The sequence below is a fragment of the Flavobacterium sp. genome (assembly GCF_046073885.1).
Classification (GTDB): Bacteria; Bacteroidota; Bacteroidia; order Flavobacteriales; family Flavobacteriaceae; genus Flavobacterium.
In genome coordinates, this window is the sequence record NZ_JBJTND010000025.1 from 1 (window position 1) to 23,940 (window position 23,940).

Sequence of the window (23,940 nt, forward strand, 5' to 3'; positions counted from 1 at the left end):
AGGGTGGGATGGAACCTACAACGGAATATTAATGCCATCAACCGATTATTGGTTTACTGTAGATTACACCGAAGCTGCAGCTTACAAACAATTTAAAGCGCATTTCTCACTGAAACGATAATATCAATTAACCATAAAAAATAAAAAAAGTGCTAGAATTCTCTAGCACTTTTTTTATTTGGAGATCAAACTTAGTTTGTTTTCAAAGATTAATAATTATATCGTAATTATAGGAATTCATAGTTGTTTGTGTTTTGATCTTTTCTAGTAAATTGACATGAAAAATAGTCGGATAATAAAAAATTAAACTATTTTAAATATGGTTCATTTGCAAAAAAAAATCAACGCTCTATTTATTAAGGATGCTATAATTGAAATTACAATAACAGCAAATCACCAAAATGAATTACCCACTTAATAAAATAATTTAATGATTCAATAAAGTTGTAGTTCTTTCTGCTTAAATTGGTATTTCCTTCATTAATTGTAGCTAGATACAAGATTACTAGAGTAATTAAAAGATAAATAACTATTGATTATGGTTTTTATGGTGATAGGTATTTTTCTATTAAAGCAAAAAAAAAGCACGAACCTAGTTCGTGCTTTTTTTAATAAATAGTTATTTAATTAATTATTAATTTTTTGGTAGCCGTTTTTCCATTCGAAGTAACGTTCATAAGATACATCCCTTTTTCAAATTGACCTAGATTTATTTCTTGATTAAAAATTGTGTTTGTATTAAGATAACTTTTCGAGAAACATTTTCTTCCTTGAATGTCAAAAAGCTCTACATTAACATTATCCGAAGTTGATAAACTCAAAGAAATAATTCCGTTTGTTGGATTTGGGGAGATGTAAAAACTATCAAATGAATTTTCATTATTCGCAAGAACATAGGTTCCTGTAATTACAAAATTATCAATAATTACACCTTCATTAGTTACACCAGGATCTGATACAAAATTAAATCTAAAAATAATATTAGATTGCGGCGTCGCTCCACCGTAACCAAAATCAGGCATATTCCAGTAATAATTTACTTTATCAGAATTTACACCTCCAATTTGATTAGCATCAGCACCAGCACCAGTCCACTGAGCTCCTACGCAATTTTCGCAGTTATTTGCGTTTGGAGTGTTTGAACTATTGTACCATGTTGTTCCTGAAGTAGCATCACCTAATATTGACCAATTTATTCCACCATTAGTTGAATACTCAACATTGATATAGTCGTAATCGGTTTCAAAATCAAATGCCATATCAAATTTTATTTTTGGATTTTGATATTGTGATAAATCATAACATTGTGAAACTAAATAGGAAGTCATACTATTTGGATATAATCCAGTTAAATTAGTACCATATACATTAGAACCACCAGATACAGTACTGTTTAATATTGTTCCTGCAGCTTGACCTCTTTGCCAAAGTGAATTTGTGTTTCCTTTATCGTAAGAAATTAGATTGTCCGATGCAGCCTCGAATGTATTGATTGTGTTTACGATACCTGCATCATTTACTAGTATTAGAGCCGATTTAGTATTATTAGCAGAATTTCCATCACTAGAAGTGGTTGTTGTGTATGAAATAGAGTGTGTTCCTCTATTTAAACTTCCAATAGCTATAGGAAAATCTATAGTTTGACAAGAAGAAATAGTACCATTCCAATTTAAATTTGTTGGTGATCCACCATCGATACTGTAAGAAATAGTAACAGCAGTAATTGTATTTGTACCTGAATTTTCAAAGGTAATAATAGAGTTATTTGTTGTTCCACAGGCAACCGATAATGGTTGGATGATTTTTTTTAATGAAACATCGGTAGCATAACCAACATATTGGTTTCCAACATTTACAGCATACCATGCATTTGTAACAGCAATAACTTCTGGACTTGAACCACAATATAAGTTGTTTGCAACTTGTAATGTAGCATTTCTCATATCTAAATAGGTTGCATTCGGTGTTAAATAATCTCTTTCTGCATAATATACAATTTGAGATGATTTATCCATACCAATTCCAGTTACTGAATAAGTATCTGGTGGTGATGCATTATTTGTTCCAGATTTTCCAACAGTAAGTATGTAAAACCAATGATTTAATACACCGCTATTATTATGTACTCCGCATTGATCATTTGCACTACTAGGAGTACAATTTCCTTCATCACCGGTTGTTGTCCAATTAGTTCCCATGTATGTATCTGGATTTCCTCTCGTTAAAGGAGCACTCATTACTCTAAAAGGGGTAGACCCTAAATCTTCTGCAATTTTCCATACGCCGGCAGCAAATGGAGCAGCTAAAGAGCCTGTTCGACCGTAATGTTCGATGCAAGCTCCCCATATATCTGAAAGTCCTTCGTTTATTGCACCCGATTGGTTTTGATAAGCAAGATTAGAAGTTGCCGAACAAATTCCGTGTCCAATTTCATGGCCACAAACATCAATTGAGGTAAGGATAGAGGTTGTTGTATTTCCGTCGCCATATGACATTACAGAACCATTCCAAAATGCATTTACTAAGCTAGTATTAGCGTTAGATCTATAATGAACGTAACTTTTAAGCATTGTTCCGTTGTCATCATAGCTATTTCTATTAAAAATATTTTTCCAAAAATCATATGTCATTTCAGCACCCCAGTGCGCATCTAAAGCGCCAATGTCTTTGTTGGTGTTATTATATTCTGCTGTGGTCCAATTATTATCGGCATCACTAAAATTGGTTGTTGGATAAGTTGGTGTTCTTGCACTATTAAAAGTTTGAATTCCTCCACCTCTTGTATCGTCTTTTAAGATGTATTTATTTACAGTGGTGTCAAAAGTAGTTTTTATTGTTCTTGTCCCACTATATTTAGTATTGGCAGTCCCATCAACAGATGCAGTAACTTGTGCTTCATTAGATTTAATTAAAGTAGTTGCATGTTTAATTATTGGATTTCTGTATAATATTAGTCCAGTATGTGCATCAACATAAATTTCATCTCTTGCTAGAGGCTCGGTAGTATAAATGTCGAATTTATAAGCTAAATTTACATTTACCGAATTTACATTAGGTAAAAAAAGTAACTCGCCATTTGGCTTAGAATAATTCAATGCCATAGCATCTTCCGGTGAATCCCATAAATATTTTGCTCCTGGTTTGGATTCAATAATTTTATTAAATGCTTCTAATGGAGAAATTGTTGGAGTACTATTTACAAGTTCAGCATTATATATTTCTCCATTAATTAAATAGACTTCATTATTAATACTGTGAGAAATGATTACGCCAAATTCAACTTTTAAACCTTTATAAAATTGTTGAAAATGTTCATGTTTTCTACCTGATTCATCGGTATTGGAATAGGTAGGAACATAATTGTTTTTTTTGTCTAATTTGTATTTAGCCTTTAATTGTGCAATAGCATCAGCCTTTGGTAACGGATTATCAAATTGAAGCATCGTCTGAATTGGTTCAGAATCATTCAATTTTTTATTGGTTTGACCAATACTGATTTGTAGTGCAAAAAGTGTAAAATAGATAGAAATTACTGCTGATTTCATGATTTTTATAGTATTAATATAGTTGTCAAATATAAAAAAAAATGAGGTGTAACAAATCATAAATAATTGTTAGAATGAAAAAAAACAATTCAAACTATATATTATTATTAAAAAAGCAAACTAAATAGTTGCTTTTTAGTAATTCTTTACGGAATTTTGAGACATAATTTAAGATATGGATAATTTACACTACATCAGTTCAGAAATACTGAATCTTGAAACTTTACAAGAAATAATTTCACAAGATAAAAAACTTGCTTTATCGGAAGCGACCATTGCAAATATTGAAAAATGTCGTGCGTATTTGGATGAAAAAATGGCCTCTCAAGAAACACCTATTTACGGAATTAACACGGGTTTCGGTTCTTTATGTAATGTTGTTATATCCAATGATAATTTATCCAAATTACAAGAAAATCTAGTAAAATCACATGCATGTGGAACTGGTGAAGAAGTGCCGCATGAAATTGTGAAAATTATGCTTTTGCTAAAAATTCAATCGTTAAGCTACGGAAATTCTGGTGTGCAATTAATTACGGTTCAGCGTTTAGTTGATTTTTATAATAATGATATTCTTCCTGTTGTATATAACCAAGGTTCTTTAGGTGCAAGTGGTGATTTAGCCCCGTTAGCACATTTGTCTTTGCCTTTATTAGGTGAAGGTGAAGTGTATTTGGATGGTTTTCGACAACCTGCCAAAAAAGTTTTGGAAAAATTTGGATGGGAGCCTATTGTATTGCAATCTAAAGAAGGATTGGCATTACTTAACGGAACCCAGTTCATGAGCTCTTACGGATGTTATATTCTGCTAAAAGCAACTAAATATTCTTATTTGGCTGATGTGATTTCGGCAATATCATTAGAAGGTTTTGATGGTAGAATCGAGCCATTTAATGAATTGATACATTATGTTCGACCTCACAAAGGACAAATTAGTACAGCCAAAAGAATGACCGAATTATTAGAAGGAAGTCAGATCATTGCTCAGCCAAAACAACACGTTCAAGATCCGTATTCGTTTCGTTGCATTCCGCAAGTTCATGGTGCATCCAAAGACACCATTGATTATGTGAAAAAGGTTTTTAAAACCGAAATTAATTCGGTTACTGATAATCCAAATATTTTTGTAGGAGAAGACTTAATCATTTCTGGCGGAAATTTCCACGGACAACCACTTGCATTAGCATTGGATTTTCTAGCCATTGCCTTATCGGAATTGGGAAGTATTTCCGAAAGAAGAACCTACCAATTAATTTCGGGTTTACGAGGTTTGCCTGCTTTTTTAGTAGACAATCCGGGGTTAAACTCAGGTTTTATGATTCCGCAATATACCGCCGCGAGCATTGCTAGCCAAAACAAACAATTGGCAACTCCTGCTAGTGTAGATAGTATTGTTTCCAGTAACGGTCAGGAAGATCATGTTTCTATGGGGGCCAATGCTGCAACCAAATGCCTGCGCATTATGGATAACTTAGAGCGTATTTTAGCCATCGAATTGATGAACGCTTCACAGGCTATAGAATATAGAAAACCTTTGAAATCAAGTGATTTTATTGAAATGTTCTTGAAGTCGTATAGAGAAGAAGTTCCTTTGGTAAAAGAAGACCGAATTTTACATTATGATATAGAAAAATCAATCGCTTTCTTGAATACTTTTTTAATTGATTTGGAGGAGTAAATAATTTATTAATCAATCATTTTTTCAATTCGTTTATCAGGAATAAACCACATTATGGCAACCATTATATAGATTGCTAAAGAAATGATAGGCCAATAAAATGCAATACCTACGGCGATTAAATAGGATAATAAAGATATTTTTTCTTTGTATCCATTTCCGATGGCTTTTGATATCACCGATTCTTTTCCTTCTAATTTTATAATTATTTTTTGTAAAACAGAAAAAGAAAAACCGCTCATTAGTAAAATTATTCCATACAACATTATCGGAAATTTTGCGGTATGATTTTCACCAATCCATCCGGTAATAAACGGAATTAAAGAAAGCCAAAATAACAAATGTAAATTTGCCCAAAGCACCTTGCCATTGATTTTTTTGACTATATGAAACATATGGTGGTGATTGTTCCAATAGATCCCAACATAAATAAAGCTTAAAGCATAACTTAAAAATTTTGGCAACAAGGGTTTAAGATCTTCCCAAGTGCTTCCCTCAGGTGTTTTGAATTCCAATACCATAATGGTAATGATAATCGCCAAGACACCATCACTAAAAGCCTCTAACCGGTTTTTTGTCATTTTTTAGTTATTTAAATTCCCTAAGGTTTTGTGGATTTTTCTTTTATGATGGGTTTGTTTGAGGTCTTTATCTCCCGAAATAATACTGATGCTTCCATCTATTTCAAACATAGCAAGCTTTACATCTTTATAGAATTCAACTCCATGTTCGCGCATGGCCTCTTCTAATTCTTCCGATGAAATACCCAATTTAGTGAGCGCTTTGAATTCAATTTTTCCGTTATGTATTAATATTTCCGGTTTGTCTTGAAGCATTTCTTTGATAAACTTAGAATGCAACATTGTTTTCTTAAATAGTAAATTGATTAAGAATAAGGCAAAAGCGGCAACAATTCCACCAATCAATGAAGTATTGCTCCCAACCATGGCATTTTGAACCGAGTTACTAATTAGTAAAATTAAAATTACATCAGCAGTATTTAATTGCGATAATTCTTTTTTGCCAAATATCCGCAAGGCAATTATCATAAAAAGATATACGCAAACACTACGGATTATTATGTCTAAATAGGGGTTCATAGTTTGTTATTCAATTGAATTGCTTAGTACTAATTTTCGTTTAAAATTATTTTCAATAGCCTTAATCATTTCTCCAGCGATGTCTTTATTGGTAGCACCTTCTATTCCTTCCAATCCTGGAGACGAATTCACTTCAAGTAATAATGGTCCTTTTGAAGAACGAATAATATCTACACCGGCAACTTTTAAGTCCATTGCTTTGGCGGCTTTAATTGCAATTCTTCTTTCGTCGGTGGTTGGTTTTACTACCGAAGCGGTCCCGCCCATGTGGATATTTGCTCTAAATTCTCCTGGCGCTGCTTCTCTTTGAATTGCAGCTACTACTTTTCCATCAACTACAAACAATCGTAAATCTTTACCATTGGCTTCTTTGATGAATTGCTGCACTAAAATGTTAGCATTTAAACTTTTAAAAGCATTAATTACTGATTCGGCTGCTTTTTTGGTCTCCGCTAATACCACACCTTTTCCTTGCGTGCCCTCTAATAATTTAACAATTAACGGAGAACCACCAACCATTTTTATCAAATCATCGGTATCCAATGGGGAGTTTGCAAATCCAGTTGTAGGAATATCAACTCCATTTCTTAATAATAATTGCAACGAAAATAATTTATCTCGAGATTGGGTTATGGCTGCCGCCGAATTCAAACAAAACACTTTCATGGCTTCAAATTGTCGTGTTAAGGCACAACCATAAAAGGTGATACTTGGTCGAATTCTCGGAATTACCGCATCAAAATTGTCTAAAACTTTTCCACCACGGTAATGAATTTCGGGAGTGTCTGCATCCAATTTCATGTAACATTCTTTAATGTTTAGAAAGTGCATTTCATGTCCGCGCATTTCACCGGCTTCCATAATTCGTTTGTTGCTGTATAAATCGGGATTGCTTGCTAATAATCCAATGCGTAATCCTGATTTTTTTGGAATAGAACTTTGATATAATTCAATTAGGTTTTCAGTTGAATTTTGACCTAATAAATATTTTTGTTCTGGATCTACTAAGATTCTGCCGCTCATGGCTTCACGCCCTAAAAGCATTCTGAATCCCATAGAATCCCTATTGGTCAATGTCATTTCAATTGCCCAACTGTCATCACCTATATTTATCTTAGTTTGAATAACAAAGCGTTGTTCTCTATAGCCACTTGAACTTTTAACTATTCGTTTGTCAATTAATAACGCTTCACAATGGATTACAGTTTTTAAATTGTTTTGAATCGGATTAATATCAAATTTCACCCAATTTACTCCTTCTTTCATAAAAGGAACAATATTAATGGCATGTAATGCAGATGTTTTAGCGCCCGAATCTACTCGAGCTTTAATTGCAGGAATTCCTAGTTCTGGAAACGAACACCATTCTTCAGATCCTAAAATGATTTTGTTTTGAGGCATTGCTTGTATTTAATTTTTAAAAATAAACCATTAAGAACTTCATTTTATTCTTAATGGTTTAATAGGGTATAGGTATTATTAATTGATAGGTTTTTCTTTTTTAACCACCTTAACATTTAGTTCAGTTGCGCCTTCTTCAATATCCATAATGATTTCATCACCGCTTTCAATTTTAGAACTTATGATTTCTTCAGCGAGTGAATCTTCAACATATTTTTGAATGGCTCTTTTTAAGGGTCTTGCGCCAAATTGTTTGTCAAAACCTTTTTCTGCAATGAATGCTTTTGCATTATCAGAAAGAGTAAGATTATAGCCTAATTCTTTAATTCTGGCGTATAGTTTAACCAATTCCAATTCGATGATTTGGTCGATATCAACTTTTTCTAATGCATTAAATACAATTACATCGTCAATACGGTTTAGAAATTCGGGAGCAAATGTTTTCTTCAAGGCATTTTCAATAATACTTTTCGAATTTTCATCTGCTTGAGCGATTTTGGCTGCAGTTCCAAATCCAACACCTTGACCGAAATCTTTCAATTGTCGTGCTCCTACATTCGAAGTCATGATAATGATGGTGTTTTTGAAATCAATTTTTCGCCCTAAACTATCGGTTAAATAACCATCGTCTAATACTTGAAGCATCATATTAAAAATATCCGGATGCGCTTTTTCAATTTCGTCTAAAAGTACCACGCAATACGGTTTTCTTCTTACTTTTTCGGTAAGTTGGCCGCCTTCTTCGTAGCCTACATATCCAGGAGGTGCGCCCACTAAGCGAGATACTGCAAATTTTTCCATGTACTCACTCATATCAATACGAACTAAAGCATCTTCAGAATCAAATAATTCTCTTGCCAATACTTTGGCTAATTGTGTTTTTCCAACTCCGGTTTGACCTAGGAAAATGAAGGAACCAATTGGTTTATTTGGGTCTTTTAAACCTGTTCTGTTTCTTTGAATGGATCGTGCAATTTTCATAACTGCTTCATCTTGCCCAATTACCTTACCTTTAAGTAGTTCAGGTAATTTAGCTAACTTATTGCTTTCAGTTTGTGCTACTCGATTTACAGGTATTCCTGTCATCATTGAAACCACATCAGCAACATTATCTTCAGTTACTTCAATACGATTATTTTTAGAGTCTTCTTCCCATTGTTCTTGAGCAATGGCAAGATCTTTTTCTAATTTCTTTTCGTCATCTCTAAGTTTGGCGGCCTCTTCATATTTCTGTCTTTTTACAACAGAATTCTTTTGCTCGCGAACTTCTTCTAAAAGGCGTTCTAGGTCAAGAATTTGCTTCGGAACATCAATATTAGTAATATGAACTCTTGAGCCAGCTTCATCAAGCGCATCGATTGCTTTGTCTGGTAAAAAGCGTTCCGACATGTAACGATCGGTTAATTTTACACAAGCCTCAATGGCCTCAGGAGTATAGGTAACATTGTGGTGGTCTTCGTATTTACCTTTAATATTGTTTAATATTAATATGGTATCGTTAACCGATGTAGGTTCAACGATTACCTTTTGAAAACGACGCTCTAAAGCACCATCTTTTTCAATATGTTGTCTGTATTCATCTAATGTAGTTGCACCAATACACTGAATTTCTCCGCGTGATAAAGCAGGTTTTAGCATGTTTGAAGCATCAAGTGAACCTGTTGCTCCACCAGCTCCAACAATGGTGTGAATTTCATCAATGAATAAAATGATATCATCATTTTTTTCCAATTCATTCATTACCGCTTTCATTCGTTCTTCAAATTGTCCACGGTATTTAGTTCCGGCAACCAAGCTGGCTAAATCTAAAGTAACGACTCTTTTGTTGAATAATATTCTGGAAACTTTCTTCTGAATAATTCGTAAAGCCAATCCTTCTGCAATAGCTGATTTTCCAACTCCAGGCTCACCAATTAGTAACGGATTGTTTTTCTTTCTTCTACTTAATATTTGAGATACCCGTTCAATTTCTTTTTCACGGCCTACCACAGGGTCTAATTTTCCCTCTTCTGCCATTTCGGTTAGGTCACGGCCAAAGTTATCTAAAACAGGTGTTTTCGATTTTTTATTGGTTTTGGAAGTCGGATTATTAAAACTTTCTCCTTTTAAATTATCATCGTGAGAAGATTCTTCGTTGAAGGATTCGTTTTTTGGTAAATTTTCTAAGAAATTTTCTTCTTTTGGCATCATATCTAAGTATTGTTCTTTGGCAACTTCGTAATCAATTTTTAATTTGTTTAACAACTTAGTTGTTGGGTCATTTTCATTTCGAAGTATGCAAAGTAAAAGGTGTGCCGTACTTATTGAACTACTTTGAAAAACTTTCGCTTCTAAAAAAGTCGTCTTTAATGCTCTTTCCGCTTGACGGGTAAGATGTAAATTCTTTTTATCCAAGCTGGATTCAATGTTTGGATTTGGCGGACTTAATATCTCGACTTTCTTTCTTAAATGATCTAAATCAACAGAAAGGTTGTTTAATATTGTAATCGCTTTGCCATTTCCATCTCTTAAAATTCCAAGCATAAGATGTTCAGTTCCAATAAAATCATGGCCTAAACGCAAGGCTTCCTCTTTACTGTAAGTAATTACATCTTTTACTCTAGGTGAAAAATTATCATCCATCTTTTTATAAAATTATAATTGAAAATTTAGTGATTTTCAATAGCAATTGCAAATACTATTCCTAATGAAAACACGTGTCAGTAAATTGACAAAAAAATAATTATAAAAACCACTCAAATACATCTAATTTATTAACCATTTAGGGAGTGTATTTTGTTAATAAATCATTGAAATAAGTCGGTAAAAATGCTTTCAAAAGAATATAAAAAATGTAACTTGCACGATTGAATTTAAAATTAATTTACTTTAAAAATTTATAAAATATGTCTGACGGAGAAAAGTTAATTCCTATTAACATTGAAGACGAAATGAAATCAGCTTACATCGATTATTCGATGTCAGTTATTGTGTCTAGAGCATTGCCAGATGTTCGTGATGGATTAAAACCGGTTCACAGAAGGGTGTTATATGGAATGTATGACCTTGGAGTAACTTCTAAATCTGCCCATAAAAAATCTGCAAGAATTGTAGGAGAAGTTTTAGGTAAGTACCACCCACATGGTGATACTTCTGTATACGATGCAATGGTTCGTATGGCTCAAGAATGGAGTTTAAGATATTTATTGATTGATGGTCAAGGTAATTTTGGTTCTGTAGACGGTGATAGTCCAGCTGCAATGCGTTATACCGAGGCAAGAATGAAAAAGATGTCGGAAGACATAATGGCAGACATTGACAAAGAAACCGTTGATTTTAAACTGAATTTTGACGATACTTTATATGAGCCAACGGTTATGCCAACGCGTGTACCAAATTTATTAATTAATGGTGCATCGGGTATTGCGGTAGGTATGGCTACTAATATGGCTCCGCACAATATTACCGAGGTTATTGATGGTACTCTAGCGTATATTGATAATAATGATATTGAAATAGACGAATTGATAACACATATTAAAGCACCAGATTTTCCAACAGGTGGTGTGATTTATGGTTATGAAGGAGTTCGTGAAGCTTTTAAAACGGGTCGTGGTAGAATTGTAATTCGTGCTAAAGTTAGCTTTGAAGAAGTACATGGAAAAGAAGCAATAATTGTATCTGAAATTCCTTATCAAGTGAATAAGGCAGAAATGATTAAAAAAATCGCTGATTTAATCAACGACAAACGTATTGAAGGTATTTCAAATATTCGTGATGAATCGGATAGAACGGGTATGCGAATTGTTTTCGAATTAAAACGTGATGCAGTGCCGAATGTGGTATTGAACACCTTATATAAATATACTCAATTGCAGTCTTCATTTAGCGTTAACAACATTGCATTAGTAAATGGAAGACCACAAATGCTAAATGTAAAAGACTTAATTCATTATTTTGTTGAGCACCGTCATGATGTAGTTGTTAGAAGAACACAATATGAGTTAAAAAAAGCTGAAGAAAGAGCGCACATACTTGAAGGGTTAATTATCGCTTCAGATAATATTGATGAAGTAATTGCTATTATCCGTGGATCTAAAGATGGAGAAGAGGCAAGAGCTAAATTAATTGAGCGATTCAATCTTTCTGATATTCAATCTCGTGCTATTGTTGAAATGCGTTTAAGACAATTAACCGGTCTTGAGCAAGATAAATTAAGAGCTGAGTATGAAGAAATCATGAAATTAATTAGTCATTTGAAAGATTTATTAGCTAATAAAGATCTTAGAATGGCATTAATTAAAGAAGAGTTAATTGAAATTCGTGATAAATATGGCGATGAGCGTCGTTCGGTTATTGAATATTCTGGTGGTGATGTGAGTATTGAAGATTTAATTGCCGATGAAAATGTGGTTATTACTATTTCTCATGCTGGATATATTAAACGTACTTCTTTAACAGAATACAAAACACAAAATAGAGGAGGAGTTGGACAAAAATCGGCTGCTACAAGAGATCAAGATTTCTTAGAGCATTTATTTGTTGCAACGAACCACAATTATTTATTGATCTTTACACAAAAAGGAAAATGCTACTGGATGCGTGTGTATGAAATTCCTGAAGGAACAAAAGCAAGCAAAGGTAGAGCACTTCAAAACTTAATTAATATTGAAAGTGACGACAAAGTAAAAGCGTTTATCTGCGCTCAAGACTTAAAAGATCAAGATTACATTAAGAGTCATTATGTAATAATGGCTACGAAACAAGGTCAGGTTAAGAAAACATCTTTAGAGAAATATTCTAAACCAAGAGTTAACGGAGTTGCTGCGATCACAATTAAAGACGGAGATGAATTATTAGAGGCAAAATTAACTAATGGTGAAAGCCAGGTGTTAATTGCAGTTAAATCGGGTAAATTAGTTCGTTTTGAAGAGGCTAAAACGCGCCCAATGGGAAGAACTGCTTCTGGTGTTCGTGGAATTACATTACAAAACGACCAAGATGAAGTGGTAGGAATGGTTTCTGTAAATGATATGGAAAGTGAAATTCTTGTTGTTTCTGAAAATGGATATGGAAAACGTTCTTCGTTAGATGAATATAGAATTACTAATCGTGGTGGTAAAGGAGTTAAGACATTAAATATTACTGAAAAAACCGGAAAATTAGTTTCTATTAATGGTGTAACTGACGCGGATGATTTAATGATCATCAATAAATCAGGATTAACTATTAGAATGGATGTTTCTACACTTCGAGTTATGGGTAGAGCAACTCAAGGAGTTCGTTTAATTAATATTAAAGGAAATGACTCTATTGCTGCAGTTACCAAAGTAATGAAAGACGAAGAAGAGGAAGCAATTGCTGCAGACGGTGAAGAATTAGAAGTTGATCCAAATGCAATTATTGAAGATGATGTTGAAGATGAGGAAGAAATTGTAGAGGATGAAGATGATTCTGCTGATGAAGACGATTCTGAGGAATAAATAAATCAATCAAAACAAGGCCATGTCGCTATACTATTTTAGGTGACATGGCTTTTTTACAAACAAATAGTAAATAGTTAGTTATGAAAATTAATAAATTTATAGTTGCAGGAGCTTTATTAGTATCGGTAGCAACTTTTGCCCAAAAAGACGAATTAAAAGCGCTTAAAAAAATTTATAACAAAGATGTTATTAAAGGCGATGATTTAACAGAATATAAATCGCTAGTAGAAAAAGTACAACCTTTGGCTACAGAAGAAGGTGATAAAGTGTACGCTAATTTTTACAAATGCATGATCCCCGTTCTTGAATTTAGTGCAATTGATAAAACAATGCCTCCTTTGCAAATTCAATTGGCTTTCATGAAGTTTGTTAGTCCAAAAGCAATTACTGAATTAGCTACCGGTTTAAATGCCACTCTTGATTATGAAAAGAAAACAGGTAAAAAATACAAACTGAGGATATTAATGAAACCATTTCTTCTTTTAAACCTGAGTTATTGAATTTTGCAATTAAATTAGGTGAAGAAAAAAAATACAAAGAATCAGGAGATGTTTTGTATGCTATTTATCAATTAGATAAAAAAGATCAAGAAACACTTTATTATGCTGCAAGTTACGCTGCAAATGGTAAAGATTACGATAAAGCGTTGCAATATTATAGAGAACTAAGAACGATAAATTATACTGGTGAAGGAACTTTGTATTTTGCAAAGAATAAAGCGACAGGTGCCGACGAAAGCTATGCAAATAAATCGGTAAGGGATAATTTAATTCAATTAGGGACACATATTTCTCCTAGAGAAGAAAAAATTCCATCGAAAAAAGGTGAAATAATTAGAAATATTGCTTTAATTTTAATTGAACAAGGGAAATCAGATGAGGCTAAAACTGCTATTGTTGAAGCAAGAAAAGAAAATCCTGATGATGCGGATTTAATTGTAAGTGAGGCTAATATTTATTTAAATCTAAATGATACTGTAAATTACAAAAGATTAATTACAGAAGCATTAGAGAAAAAACCTAATGATGAAGTGTTACTATTTAATTTAGGAGTTACTAGTTCAAATGCAAAACAATATGAAGAAGCTGAAAAGTATTATAACAGAGCTATTGAGTTAAAACCCGATTTTTTAAATGCTTATATTAATTTAGCAGATTTAATTTTGAAGCCAGACGCAAAAATTGTTGAAGATATGAATAAGATTAAGGGAACTAGTGATAGTGAATTAAAAAAGTACAATAACTTAAAAGATCAAAGACTAAAATTATTTCAAAAAGCAATGCCTATTTATGAAAAAGCACATCAATTAGCTCCTAAAGATGAGGATATAAAAAGTGTTTTAAAATCGGTTTACAGCTATTTAGAATTAACTGATAAAGTGAAAGCTTTAAAAGCAGAAAATTAATCTGTTTTCAATCAATAAAAAAGGCTCCATTCGGAGCCTTTTTTATTTAAATGTATTTCTTACAAAAATGCCCATCGAAAACCAGTGTAAAAATCTGCTTGTTTTCCATTACTGGTTAATGAGGTTACAATTGAATTAGAACCTAAATAAAATCCACCCAATCTAAATCCAAACCCAACTGTAGATCCAGAAATAGGATTGCTAGAAATAGGTACATAAGTTTCAAAGAAGCCTAAGTTCAATCGTGGTGTTACTGAAACTAAATTCAAAGCGGTTATTTGGTCGTTATCTGAATCTGAATTTAATTTTTGTTGTAAATACCCAGTAATGAATAATTTAGGTGCAATTTTGAAATCAGCATATAGTGAAAATAAGGTTGGTAGTTTAACTTTAAAATCCTTTTGACCATCAATTTTCGTTAAATAACCATTTGAGTTTAAAATTGTTTCAACATCACCTAAATTATTTGCATTACTAAAAGTATTTAGATTTAAAGGATTTGAATTTGGGATGTTTAAAGAATAATTGGTAGATGAATTGTTGTTGTCCTTAAATGTCATACTTCCAATATTTCTGATGGCTAATCCAGCTTTAATTTTATGTTTGTTAGCTCCATCTTTCCATTTGTAGGTAAATCCAATATCAGTAGCCATACCATTTAGTCCGCCAAAAATTGATTTTGTGTAATCGCTAAAGTTTGAAAAATTATTTGCCAAACTACCCGAATATGCAATATTTAATTGTGCAGGTTGATTTGTGGTTAAGAATGCATCGTTGCCTGATTGGGTTATTCTACCATTTAATCCATTCAATCCAATATTTGAGTACGATCCTGGAAACAGCAATTTGAAGGTTACTCCAGCACTAAAACTATGTTTTTCTTTATCAATAATTGGTCTGGCTATTGAAAATCCAACCTCACCATAGGAAGTTCCAATTAATCGTTGGTTATTGTTGGTATTTAATAAAGTTAATGCTGAAGTTGCATTGTTATTGCTAATTGCATTACCAATATTGGTGTCAATATTGATTAAATCAAATTTAACATTGGCTTTTGTAGTAACTGCAAATCCCCATTTCAACAATTTTACAGCGACACTAGGGCCTACAATTTGTCCGTCAAATTGAAGATTTACAGGTTCATTTCCTTTAAAAATTACATCTTGTAAATTCTTGTTAGAAGTTAAATCACTAAATCCAATTTTATTGTTATTGCTATTAAAGCTAACCCCATACAGATTAACTTCAAATTTTTTAGATAAATTGGAATATTCAGCCGGATTAATTAATCCATTCAATATTCCTACGCGATTAGAGGTGCTAATTCCAGAGAAATGATCTTGTGAAAAACCAATAAAACTGGATAGTAATACAAGGTTAAGTGCAATAATTTTTTTCATGATATTGTAATTTAGATTTGGTTCATTAAAATTACAAAAAAACTAAATAATAAGAATGATTTAATATTATTTAATTGAATTCCAAATTACATCATTAGGCACGGGAGCAATAATAACTAATTCTTCCTTTGAAACAGGGTGTGTAAAAGCTAGTTTTTGTGCATGCAAATGGATGCCGCCATCCGTATTACTTCGGTCAAAACCATATTTTAAATCGCCTTTTATTGGGCAGCCAATTAAAGCTAATTGACATCGTATTTGATGGTGCCTACCGGTGTGTAGGTTTATTTCTAAAGCAAAATAATTGTTCAGTTCTTTGATGATTTTATAATCAAGTGAGGCTTTTTTACTATTTGGAACTTCTTTAATATGCGCTTTTGAAGAATTATTCTTCTCATTTCTTGTTAAATAGTGTAGGAGCGTATCTTCGTTTTTGGGAGGTTTATTTTTTACTACAGCCCAATAGGTTTTTTGAGTTGCTCTCTCGCTAAACATTTTATTTAATCGTTCAAGCGCTTTAGAGGTTTTAGCAAAAACTACAATTCCAGTTGTCGGTCTATCAAGCCTATGTACTACTCCCAAAAAAACTTCTCCGGGTTTGTTGTATTTGTCTTTGATGTATTCTTTTACAATTTCAGATAAAGGCTTATCACCAGTCTTATCCCCTTGAACTAAATCGCCCACACGCTTATTAATTACAATAATGTGGTTGTCTTCGTGTAGAACTTGAAGGTTGGATTTTGAGGAAATTATTTTCATCTAGACGGGTTAGAATATTAGATTTTTAGAATGTTAGATTATTAAAAAAATGAATAAGTTTGTGGTTGATGATTTGTATTATGTTTTAAGATTGGATCTAAATTTTGAAATCATTTTGATTATTACTTCTAATTGATTCGTTAATATTTCTAATTGTACCAAATTAATAAAACCTATATCGGAAGCTATTAGTAATTGTGTTTCAATTTCATAAGCTGATCCTAAAGCAATTTCAAGAAATCTTGAAAAATCTTTATTGGAATTTCTTGACGAACCTTCTGCAATATTTGATGGAATTGAAACTGATGCTCTTCTTAACTGATTCGTGAGTCCAAATTTCTCATCATTAGGAAAGGTAGAAGAAACGGAATAAATATCAGAACAAAAACTTCTGCTTTTTTGCCAAATAATAAGCTCTTTAAATTGATGCATTAGTAATTTTAAATTAGATTGCTAATACAATATACAACATTAATTTTAAATTAAAATAGATTGATTTAGATAAAAATTATTCCAATTTAACGTCTTTGTTGTCTAAAAATCTAAGAAGTCTAATTAGTCCTAACTAATACTGCTCATTCGCATTTGGAAAATCCTGACTTTTTACATCAGCAACATATTTACTTAAGGCATTGGTCATTTGCTCGTATAAATTTAAATACCTTCTTAAAAAACGCGGACTAAATTCATTATTCATTCCAAGCATATCATGTATTACTAATACTTGTCCGTCTACACCGCTTCCGGCACCAATTCCAATTACGGGAATGGAAATGCTTTTGGCAACTTTTTCGGCTAAATCAGCTGGTATTTTTTCTAAAACTAAAGCAAAACAACCTAAATTTTCTAATAATTTAGCATCCTCAATTAGTTTTTCTGCTTCGGCATCTTCTTTGGCACGAACCGTATAACTTCCAAATTTGTATATTGATTGAGGTGTCAAACCTAAATGCCCCATAACAGGAATACCCGCTTTAAGGATTTTTTTTATCGATTCTTTAATTTCGCTTCCACCTTCAAGCTTTACAGCGTGACCGCCACTTTCTTTCATAATTCGAATAGCAGAGCGTAAGGCTTCCTTAGAATCTGATTGGTAACTTCCAAAGGGCATATCAACCACCACAAGTGCTCTGTAAACTGCTCTAACCACAGAAGAGGCGTGATAAATCATTTGATCTAAAGTAATTGGTAAAGTAGTTTCATATCCTGCCATAACATTACTGGCAGAATCTCCAACCAATATCACATCGACTCCAGCAGTATCTACAATTTTTGCCATAGAGTAATCGTAGGCAGTAAGCATGGATATTTTTTCTCCATTTGCCTTCATTTCTATTAATGACTTTGTAGTAATTCGTTTGTAATCTTTTTTTGCTACAGACATACCATTTAGATTTTAATTTATCAATCTTAATTTGAGTTTGTAAAAGTAGTAAAACCTATTTGTTTAGTTTAAAATAATTAAAAAAATAATCTTTATAAAATCTTTATATTTTCTGAACGTATTATTACGTTTTAATAATAAGTTACTACTTAAATTTGTCAAAAAATAATAGCTATGGAAAAGTTATTTAATAAAAACCCCTCCAAACCTTACTTTATTAGTACCATTTCAGTTGTATTGGTTTCATTATTATGTCTCCTTGTAAGAAATACAATTGATTATAAAATTGTGGGTTACCTACTATTATTGGTAGTTTCATTACTCGCTATTTTCTTAGAAATTCAAGCGGTTTTAATAGCTGCTATATTAAGTGCTTTGGCTCTAGATTACTTGTTTATTAAACCCTATTATACCTTGCATATTGATAATGCAGAAGATGCATTTTTATTAATTATGTTTTTCATTATTGCTCTTATAAATGCAGTTTTAACTAACAAATTTAGAAGAATGCAACGGGCAATTCACATAAAAGAAACCCGTGCAAGTACCCTTAAATTGTATAATACTTTGTTAGATTCATTATCACATGAATTACGAACTCCAATTGCTGCTATTGTGGGTTCTATAGATACTTTACAACAAAAAAACGTGAATTTAACTGCTGATAAGCAACAAAATCTTTTCAATGAAATTGAAAAAGCATCAATGAAATTGAACTACCAAGTTGAAAATTTGTTGAACATGTCTCGATTAGAGTCGGGTTATATCCATCCTAAATTGGATTGGTGCGATGTGAAAGAAATAATTTACAACGTTTGTAATAGATTATCCGAAGAAACTAAAGACCATAAAATAAATTATATTATTGCTGAAAATCTGCCTCTATTTAAATTGGATTATGGATTAATGGAGCAAATAATATATAATTTAGTTTACAATTGCGCCCAGCATACACCAAAAGGAGCATCCATAGACATTAGCGTTAAATATGATGTAGATGTTGATTACGATCAACATATTGATTTAATAAAAAAATGCATTATCACCATTTCGGATAACGGTTATGGTTTCCCAGAAAATGAAATAGATCGTGCTTTTGATAAATTCCATCGATTTAAAGAATCTAAAACAGGTGGAACTGGATTGGGATTGTCTATCGTAAAAGGATTTGTTGAAGCTCAAAACGGAACTATATCCTTGAAAAATGCTGAAGATTCGGGTGCTATTTTCACTATTGAATTGAATGTAGATTGTTTACCAATTAATTCTTTAAAAAATGAATAATAGTTTTTCAATATTAGTTATTGATGATGAGGTTCAAATAAGAAAATTATTAGAAATTTCATTGGAAGCCAATGGATATAAAGTCATTTTTGCCGAAAATGGTAAAGAGGGAATTGCTCAAGCAGCAAGTCATCAGCCCGATTTGATTTTACTTGATTTAGGGCTGCCAGATCAAGATGGGCAGGAGGTTTTAATAAAATTAAGAGAATGGTATAATAATCCTGTAGTAATAGTAACCGTTAAGAGTGCAGAAGAAGAGATTGTAAAAGCCTTAGATAATGGTGCCAACGATTATTTAACCAAGCCATTCAGAACTCAAGAACTTCTGGCAAGAATTAGAACTGCATTGAGAAGTAAGTCGAGTGCAACTAATGAATCAGTACAAAGCTTTGGAAATATTTTTTTGGATTACGCATCTAGAATTGTTAAAGTTAAAGAAGAGGTAATTAAGTTTACTGCAACTGAGTATAATTTACTTACATTATTAATTAAAAATGACGGTCGAGTCCTTACGCACCAATATATATTAAAAGAAATTTGGGGCCCTAGTTATTCTGAACAAACCCAATATTTAAGAGTATTTATAGCACAGCTTCGAAAAAAAATTGAAGAAGATCCAAACCGTCCTAAATATATAATTACTGAATCGGGGGTAGGATATCGATTCAATACCAGTTAATTTCAATTAAAATTTATCGATAATAATTATAAGAATTACATGTGAATACATAGTGATACAGGACTTTGTTGTCTTTTTTAACTAAAATATCAAATACTAAACTTAAAAATATGAATCAATCTACAAAACATAAAATTACAGTGGTTACCTTATTAGTTGCTTTAGGAATTATATATGGCGACATTGGTACCAGCCCTTTGTATGTAATGAAAGCTATTATTGGTGATAAGCCCATAAATGAATTGTTAGTATACGGAGGGGTTTCTTGTGTATTTTGGACACTAACTTTTCAAACTACTTTAAAGTATATTATACTAACGTTTTCGGCAGAGAATCATGGTGAAGGTGGAGTTTTCTCTCTTTATGCCTTAGTAAAACGTTTTGGAAAAGGTAAATTGGTAATTCCAACAATTTTGGGTGCTACAACTTTATTAGCTGATGGAATAATTACTCCGCCAATTTCGGTTGCTTCGGCTGTTGAAGGGCTTGGAGATGTAATTCCGAATATTCCAACCATTCCAATTGTTGTTGTAATTATTTCATTGTTATTTATTTTTCAACGTTTTGGAACCCAAAAAGTAGGGACTATTTTTGGTCCTGCAATGTTCATTTGGTTCACAATGTTACTCGTTTTAGGAGTTACACAAATCATTCATCATCCAGGAATTATCAAAGCGTTGAATCCAATTTATGGTTATGAATTACTTACTCAATATCCAAAAGGATTTTGGTTGCTTGGAGCTGTCTTTCTTTGTACAACTGGAGCAGAGGCCTTATATTCTGATTTAGGTCATTGTGGAAAAGAGAACATTCGTTTAACTTGGATTTTTGTAAAAATAAGCTTGGTGGTTAATTATTTAGGGCAATCTGCTTGGTTGATGAGTCAAGGAAAACAATTTTTAGAAGGTAGAAATCCTTTTTATGCAATTATGCCCCACTGGTTTTTAATACCCGGAGTTATCATAGCCACTTTCGCCACTATTATTGCATCCCAAGCGTTAATCAGTGGTTCGTTTACCTTGATTAATGAAGCAATCTCGTTAAACTTTTGGCCCCGTGTTACGCTTAAAAATCCAACCAATTTAAAAGGGCAAATATACATTCCGTCAATAAATAACATTCTTTGGTTTGGGTGTATACTAATGATTTTGTACTTCAAAAATTCAACTAATATGGAAGCTGCATATGGTTTTTCTATAACCATAGCCATGATGATGACCACCTTTTTATTGGCTTATTTCCTAATTTATATTAAAAAAGTTAGACTTAGTTTAGTTACTCTAATATTGGTTATTTTCTCTATAATTGAAGTATCCTTTTTTATAGCTAACGTTTCTAAAATAAAGGAAAGATGGATGTTTTTATTCTTTGAGTTGTTTATTTTTATGGTAATGTATGTCTGGTATTATGCAAGAAAAATTAATAATACTTTTATTAAATTCATAAATCTTAAAGAGCAAACTACTTTATTGAATGAATTGAGTGAAGATGATAGCATTCCTAAATATGCGACTCATTTAATTTATTTATCTAAAGCTGATAAAACCTATGAAATAGAAGAAAAAATCATCAAATCGATTTTTGCAAAAAAGCCAAAAAGAGCTGACGTGTATTGGTTTTTACATATTAACAGAACCAACGATCCATTTGCTTTAAATTATGAAGTTGTAGAATTATTAGACGATAAAGTAATTAAAATAATTTTGAATGTTGGGTTTAGAATTCAACCTAAAGTAGAATTGTATTTCAAAAAAATAGTGCAAGAATTGGTAGAAAGAAAAGAGTTAAATTTACATATTCGCCCTGATGGATCTACCAAATACAACAGTGAGCCTGATTTTAAATTTGTCATCATTGAAAAATTTATTTCTGTAGAAAATGAATTTGCATTTAAAGAGGGATGGCTGCTAAACTCCTATTTCTGGTTGAAAAAACTATCCCTTTCTGATGAAAAAGCATTCGGTTTAGATAAAAGTGATGTTAAAATAGAAGAATATCCTATGGTTTATTCTCCAGTTTTAAATGTTCCTTTGCAGAGAAAAAATGATTAATTTTGCTTACCAATTTTATTTAAATGAAAATATTTAAAAAGCTTTTTTGCTTGACTTTGTTAAGTTCGGTTTCGGTTTTCTCGCAAGAGAGTGCTGATATTAAGATTACCTTTTCAGGTTATTTAGAAACCTATTATGCGAATGACTTTCAAAATTCAAATACGGAAAAGAAATTGCCTTTCATGTATAATTACAATAGGCAAAATGAATTTAATCTCAATATTGGCTTAATTCGAACTAAAGTAGCTTTTGAAAAGGGTTATGCCAATTTTGCGCTACATTCAGGAACTTATGTTGAAGATAATTATGCTAATGAGAAAATAAAGAATATTAGCGAAGCCTTTATAGGTTTGTATTTGGATAAAGAAAAAAAGCAAACTATAGAAGTCGGAATTATGCCAAGTTATATTGGTTTTGAATCAGCAAATTCTTCATCCAATTTAACGCTTACTCGATCTATTTTAGGTGAAAATTCTCCCTATTTTATGACGGGTGTGAAATATAATTATTCGCCTTCATCCAAATGGAGTTTCTCTGGATTGCTAACTAATGGTTGGCAACGAATTGCAAAACCAAATAAAAAAGCATTACCTAGTTTTGGCTCGCAAATTGCATGCAAGCCTTCAGATAATGCTACATTAAACTGGAGTGTTTTTATTGGTGATGAATCAATTGCAGAAGATTTAAGAACGCGCTATTTTAGTAATCTGTATTATGATTTTAAATGGAAAAATAATTTCCGTACCATCTTTGGCTTTGATTACGGATTCCAAAAAAACAGTGTAGGGGATGGGTATGATAATTGGTTTAGTCCGATATTAATAACCCAATATTCAATTAATTCCAAATGGCAAACAGCTGTTCGCGCAGAATATTATCAGGACGTTAAAAATGTAATAATTTCTAGTGGTAAGGAGTTTAAAACTCTCGGGACTTCATTAAATTTTGATTATTTGCCTAATTCTAAAATGAAAATAAGAACAGAATTACGTTATTTTAATTCTAAAGAAGCGGTCTTTTTGAAAAATGATGCCGAAGTAAATTCCAACTTATTTGCTACTATGAGTTGGAGTTATGAATTCTAGCAATCGGCTAAATTCACGGCTACTGCCAAACCACCTTCCGAAGTTTCTTTATATTTAGAATTCATGTCTTTGGCAGTTTGCCACATGGTGTCAATTACTTTATCTAAGGAACTTTGGCGTTTTTGGCATCGGTTTCAAGCGCTAGTTCAGCGGCATTAATGGCTTTAATGGCTCCCATGGTATTGCGTTCAATACACGGAATTTGTACCAATCCGCCAATAGGATCACAGGTTAAACCCAAGTGGTGTTCCATGGCAATTTCAGCTGCCATTTGAACTTGCTCCGGTGTTCCTCCTAATAACTCACAAAGTGCCGCTGCTGCCATGGCAGAAGAAACTCCAATTTCTGCTTGACAACCACCCATTGCAGCAGATATAGTAGATCCTTTTTTGAAAATACTTCCAATCTCACCCGCAACCATTAGAAATTGTTTGATTTCTTTTTCTCCTGCTTGATGGTTTTCTATTACCAAATAATACATTAAAACTGCAGGAATCACTCCAGCACTTCCATTGGTTGGAGCAGTAACTACTCTTCCAAGTGAAGCATTAACTTCATTAACCGCTAGAGCAAAACAAGAAACCCATTTTAATATTTGTCTGAATTTGACTTCGGTTTTTCTAATCGTTTCCAGCCACTCTTGAGGAGATGTATATTGAGCTTCACCAATTCAATGTGCGACGCAGAGCATTTGACATGCATCA

At 32.4% G+C, this 23,940-nt stretch carries 18 protein-coding genes and 1 pseudogene; 9 read left to right on the top strand and 10 right to left on the bottom strand.

Going from position 1 to position 23,940, the window contains the following annotated elements; all coding sequences use genetic code 11:
• A partial coding sequence (locus ACKOWY_RS03830) for a T9SS type B sorting domain-containing protein (protein WP_408940140.1) occupies positions 1-121 on the top strand: 121 nt, incomplete at its 5' end.
• Positions 122-623: 502 nt separating this feature from the next.
• Here ACKOWY_RS03830 and ACKOWY_RS03835 read toward each other — a convergent pair.
• On the bottom strand, positions 624-3,545 hold the full coding sequence (locus tag ACKOWY_RS03835; protein ID WP_408940123.1) for a M4 family metallopeptidase: 2,922 nt from the start codon (positions 3,543-3,545) through the stop codon (positions 624-626).
• A gap of 175 nt (positions 3,546-3,720) precedes the next feature.
• Between ACKOWY_RS03835 and hutH the strand changes: the two genes are divergently transcribed.
• Positions 3,721-5,223 carry a histidine ammonia-lyase gene (hutH, locus tag ACKOWY_RS03840; RefSeq protein ID WP_408940124.1) on the top strand — a complete coding sequence of 501 codons (1,503 nt, stop codon included), beginning with the start codon at positions 3,721-3,723 and terminating at the stop codon, positions 5,221-5,223.
• A gap of 8 nt (positions 5,224-5,231) precedes the next feature.
• Here hutH and ACKOWY_RS03845 read toward each other — a convergent pair whose 3' ends face one another.
• The 4 genes from ACKOWY_RS03845 to ACKOWY_RS03860 form a co-directional block, all read right to left on the bottom strand.
• Positions 5,232-5,804, bottom strand: a complete 573-nt coding sequence (locus tag ACKOWY_RS03845; RefSeq protein WP_408940125.1) for a TMEM175 family protein — start codon at positions 5,802-5,804, stop codon at positions 5,232-5,234.
• A gap of 3 nt (positions 5,805-5,807) precedes the next feature.
• A complete protein-coding gene (locus ACKOWY_RS03850; protein ID WP_408940126.1) occupies positions 5,808-6,323 on the bottom strand; it encodes a DUF421 domain-containing protein in 516 nt (171 codons plus the stop codon).
• A 6-nt stretch (positions 6,324-6,329) separates the two neighbouring features.
• The gene (rimK, locus tag ACKOWY_RS03855) at positions 6,330-7,724 is read right to left on the bottom strand and encodes a 30S ribosomal protein S6--L-glutamate ligase (RefSeq protein ID WP_408940127.1); all 1,395 of its coding nucleotides are present in this window, start codon (positions 7,722-7,724) and stop codon (positions 6,330-6,332) included.
• Between the two features lie 78 nt (positions 7,725-7,802).
• Positions 7,803-10,346 (bottom strand): ATP-dependent Clp protease ATP-binding subunit, encoded by a 2,544-nt coding sequence (locus ACKOWY_RS03860; RefSeq protein ID WP_408940128.1) that lies wholly within the window; start codon positions 10,344-10,346, stop codon positions 7,803-7,805.
• Between the two features lie 263 nt (positions 10,347-10,609).
• On the opposite strand from ACKOWY_RS03860, the gene gyrA reads away from it, so the two are divergent.
• The 3 genes from gyrA (at position 10,610) to ACKOWY_RS03875 (ending at position 14,594) form a co-directional block, all read left to right on the top strand.
• Positions 10,610-13,186, top strand: coding sequence for a DNA gyrase subunit A (gene gyrA / locus ACKOWY_RS03865; RefSeq protein ID WP_408940129.1), 2,577 nt, complete (start codon positions 10,610-10,612; stop codon positions 13,184-13,186).
• An 83-nt stretch (positions 13,187-13,269) separates the two neighbouring features.
• On the top strand, positions 13,270-13,689 hold the full coding sequence (locus ACKOWY_RS03870) for a hypothetical protein (protein WP_408940130.1): 420 nt from the start codon (positions 13,270-13,272) through the stop codon (positions 13,687-13,689).
• Positions 13,686-14,594 (top strand): tetratricopeptide repeat protein, encoded by a 909-nt coding sequence (locus ACKOWY_RS03875; RefSeq protein WP_408940131.1) that lies wholly within the window; start codon positions 13,686-13,688, stop codon positions 14,592-14,594. Before ACKOWY_RS03870 ends, ACKOWY_RS03875 begins: the two co-directional genes overlap by 4 nt.
• 59 nt (positions 14,595-14,653) lie before the next feature.
• On the opposite strand, the gene ACKOWY_RS03880 is transcribed toward ACKOWY_RS03875, so the two are convergent.
• The 4 genes from ACKOWY_RS03880 to panB all read right to left on the bottom strand — a co-directional run bounded on the left by ACKOWY_RS03880 (position 14,654) and on the right by panB (position 18,137).
• Positions 14,654-15,994, bottom strand: coding sequence for a hypothetical protein (locus tag ACKOWY_RS03880; RefSeq protein ID WP_408940132.1), 1,341 nt, complete (start codon positions 15,992-15,994; stop codon positions 14,654-14,656).
• 66 nt (positions 15,995-16,060) lie between these two features.
• Positions 16,061-16,753, bottom strand: coding sequence for an RluA family pseudouridine synthase (locus ACKOWY_RS03885; RefSeq protein ID WP_408940133.1), 693 nt, complete (start codon positions 16,751-16,753; stop codon positions 16,061-16,063).
• A 78-nt stretch (positions 16,754-16,831) separates the two neighbouring features.
• Entirely contained in the window at positions 16,832-17,185 is a 354-nt protein-coding gene (locus ACKOWY_RS03890; RefSeq protein ID WP_408940134.1) for a four helix bundle protein, read from the bottom strand.
• 133 nt (positions 17,186-17,318) lie between these two features.
• Entirely contained in the window at positions 17,319-18,137 is an 819-nt protein-coding gene (panB, locus tag ACKOWY_RS03895; RefSeq protein ID WP_408940135.1) for a 3-methyl-2-oxobutanoate hydroxymethyltransferase, read from the bottom strand.
• A 174-nt stretch (positions 18,138-18,311) separates the two neighbouring features.
• On the opposite strand from panB, the gene ACKOWY_RS03900 reads away from it, so the two are divergent.
• The 4 genes from ACKOWY_RS03900 (at position 18,312) to ACKOWY_RS03915 (ending at position 23,236) form a co-directional block, all read left to right on the top strand.
• Positions 18,312-19,421 carry an ATP-binding protein gene (locus tag ACKOWY_RS03900; RefSeq protein ID WP_408940136.1) on the top strand — a complete coding sequence of 370 codons (1,110 nt, stop codon included), beginning with the start codon at positions 18,312-18,314 and terminating at the stop codon, positions 19,419-19,421.
• Positions 19,414-20,100: a response regulator gene (locus tag ACKOWY_RS03905; RefSeq protein WP_408940137.1), complete on the top strand. Its 687-nt coding sequence runs from the start codon at positions 19,414-19,416 to the stop codon at positions 20,098-20,100. Before ACKOWY_RS03900 ends, ACKOWY_RS03905 begins: the two co-directional genes overlap by 8 nt.
• Before the next feature lie 110 nt (positions 20,101-20,210).
• Positions 20,211-22,151 carry a KUP/HAK/KT family potassium transporter gene (locus tag ACKOWY_RS03910; protein WP_408940138.1) on the top strand — a complete coding sequence of 647 codons (1,941 nt, stop codon included), beginning with the start codon at positions 20,211-20,213 and terminating at the stop codon, positions 22,149-22,151.
• Between the two features lie 23 nt (positions 22,152-22,174).
• Positions 22,175-23,236 carry a porin gene (locus ACKOWY_RS03915; protein WP_408940139.1) on the top strand — a complete coding sequence of 354 codons (1,062 nt, stop codon included), beginning with the start codon at positions 22,175-22,177 and terminating at the stop codon, positions 23,234-23,236.
• On the opposite strand, the pseudogene ACKOWY_RS03920 reads toward ACKOWY_RS03915, so the two are convergent.
• Positions 23,233-23,891, bottom strand: a pseudogene (locus ACKOWY_RS03920) (L-serine ammonia-lyase, iron-sulfur-dependent, subunit beta); the annotation flags it as partial. The gene ACKOWY_RS03915 and the pseudogene ACKOWY_RS03920 sit on opposite strands and share 4 nt — an antisense overlap.
• Between the last annotated feature and the right edge of the window lie 49 nt (positions 23,892-23,940).

Bases quoted from the DNA above. Each gene is read 5' to 3' on its own strand.
- rimK (WP_408940127.1), bottom strand. From the start codon at position 7,724: ATGCCTCAAAACAAAATCATTTTAGGATCTGAAGAATGGTGTTCGTTT.
- ACKOWY_RS03870 (WP_408940130.1), top strand. From the start codon at position 13,270: ATGAAAATTAATAAATTTATAGTTGCAGGAGCTTTATTAGTATCGGTA.
- gyrA (WP_408940129.1), top strand. From the start codon at position 10,610: ATGTCTGACGGAGAAAAGTTAATTCCTATTAACATTGAAGACGAAATG.
- ACKOWY_RS03880 (WP_408940132.1), bottom strand. From the start codon at position 15,994: ATGAAAAAAATTATTGCACTTAACCTTGTATTACTATCCAGTTTTATT.
- hutH (WP_408940124.1), top strand. From the start codon at position 3,721: ATGGATAATTTACACTACATCAGTTCAGAAATACTGAATCTTGAAACT.
- ACKOWY_RS03890 (WP_408940134.1), bottom strand. From the start codon at position 17,185: ATGCATCAATTTAAAGAGCTTATTATTTGGCAAAAAAGCAGAAGTTTT.
- ACKOWY_RS03900 (WP_408940136.1), top strand. From the start codon at position 18,312: ATGGAAAAGTTATTTAATAAAAACCCCTCCAAACCTTACTTTATTAGT.
- panB (WP_408940135.1), bottom strand. From the start codon at position 18,137: ATGTCTGTAGCAAAAAAAGATTACAAACGAATTACTACAAAGTCATTA.
- ACKOWY_RS03845 (WP_408940125.1), bottom strand. From the start codon at position 5,804: ATGACAAAAAACCGGTTAGAGGCTTTTAGTGATGGTGTCTTGGCGATT.
- ACKOWY_RS03885 (WP_408940133.1), bottom strand. From the start codon at position 16,753: ATGAAAATAATTTCCTCAAAATCCAACCTTCAAGTTCTACACGAAGAC.
- ACKOWY_RS03915 (WP_408940139.1), top strand. From the start codon at position 22,175: ATGAAAATATTTAAAAAGCTTTTTTGCTTGACTTTGTTAAGTTCGGTT.
- ACKOWY_RS03910 (WP_408940138.1), top strand. From the start codon at position 20,211: ATGAATCAATCTACAAAACATAAAATTACAGTGGTTACCTTATTAGTT.
- ACKOWY_RS03835 (WP_408940123.1), bottom strand. From the start codon at position 3,545: ATGAAATCAGCAGTAATTTCTATCTATTTTACACTTTTTGCACTACAA.
- ACKOWY_RS03850 (WP_408940126.1), bottom strand. From the start codon at position 6,323: ATGAACCCCTATTTAGACATAATAATCCGTAGTGTTTGCGTATATCTT.
- ACKOWY_RS03860 (WP_408940128.1), bottom strand. From the start codon at position 10,346: ATGGATGATAATTTTTCACCTAGAGTAAAAGATGTAATTACTTACAGT.
- ACKOWY_RS03905 (WP_408940137.1), top strand. From the start codon at position 19,414: ATGAATAATAGTTTTTCAATATTAGTTATTGATGATGAGGTTCAAATA.